This window comes from Pelotomaculum propionicicum, from assembly GCF_004369225.1.
In the GTDB taxonomy this organism is placed as follows: domain Bacteria; phylum Bacillota; class Desulfotomaculia; order Desulfotomaculales; family Pelotomaculaceae; genus Pelotomaculum_B; species Pelotomaculum_B propionicicum.
Window position 1 is genome coordinate 1 of the sequence record NZ_QFFZ01000136.1, and the last position, 1,307, is coordinate 1,307.

The window sequence follows — 1,307 nt, forward strand, 5'->3', positions numbered from 1 at the left end:
AGGTGGATTTCGCCGAGATGTCCAGGCGGTCAGTCATATACAAGCCCCAGGAACAGATCGCCCTGCAAAGATACAACAGCCAGGGCGCCCACAAGTGCGGCTGCGGCTGCGGAGGTGACAGGTAATGTCTGAAGTCAGAAAAGAGAAGAAGACAATTATTCCCGAGAAAAACCCCATGCCAGCCCAAGATCCCGTAGAGCGCGCCAGAAACTTTTCCGAAGTCGCCCTCGGCTACAGCGAAGAAGCCGCAGTGGCCGAAGCCAACCGCTGCCTCATGTGCAAAAACGCTCCCTGCCGCCAGGGGTGCCCCGTGGAAGTAGACATACCAGCTTTTATCAAACTTGCCGCCGAACGCGATTTCGCCGGGTCAGCCAGAAAGCTCAAAGAGAAGAACGCCCTGCCCGCCGTATGCGGCCGCGTCTGCCCCCAGGAAAACCAGTGCGAGAAATACTGCACCCTGGGCAAAAAGCACCAGCCGGTAGGCATCGGCCGGATCGAGCGCTTCATCGCCGACTGGGAACTCGCCCAGGGCGTGCAAAAACAGGATATCGCGCCGGCCACCGGCAAGAAAGTGGCAGTGGTAGGGTCCGGCCCCGCCGGGCTAACCTGCGCCGCCGACCTGGCCAAGCTCGGCCACAGCGTGACCATCTTCGAAGCACTGCACGTGGCCGGCGGCGTGCTNATGTACGGCATACCAGAGTTCCGCCTGCCCAAGGCGGTGGTCCAGGCCGAAGTCGAAAACCTNAAAAAGCTCGGCGTGGAGATCCAGGTCAACGCCGTNGTCGGCAAGTTNGCCACAGTNGACGANNTGATNGAAGAAGGNGGCTACGACGCCGTCTTCATCGGCACCGGCGCCGGACTGCCTTACTTCATGCAAATACCCGGTGAGAACGCCTGCGGCGTNTATTCAGCCAACGANTTTCTCACCCGCACCAANTTAATGAAAGCATACAGCTTCCCCGCGACAGACACCCCGATCAGAGTAGGCNGGAAAGTNGCNGTGCTGGGCGGCGGCAACGTGGCCATGGACTCCGCGCGCACAGCGCTGCGCCTNGGCGCGGAAGAGTCCTGGATNGTCTACCGGCGCTCCAAAGTNGAACTGCCCGCGCGCCACGAAGAAGTNGANCANGCNGNGGAAGAAGGNGTGCAGTTTGCCTTNCTGACCTACCCGACCNGNATNATCTATGACGACAACTACTGGGTCACCGGGATGGAGTGCATCAGGTGCGAGCTGGGCGAGCCCGACGCTTCCGGCCGCCGCAGCCCGGTGCCGATTAAAGGGTCCGAGTATATTATGGACGTCGACA

1 protein-coding gene is annotated in these 1,307 nt (G+C 60.7%); it reads left to right on the plus strand.

Going from position 1 to position 1,307, the window contains the following annotated elements; genetic code table 11:
* Positions 1 to 124 precede the first annotated feature (124 nt).
* The coding region (locus Pmgp_RS19230) for an FAD-dependent oxidoreductase (protein ID WP_134216293.1) at positions 125 to 1,307 on the plus strand (1,183 nt) is incomplete at its 3' end.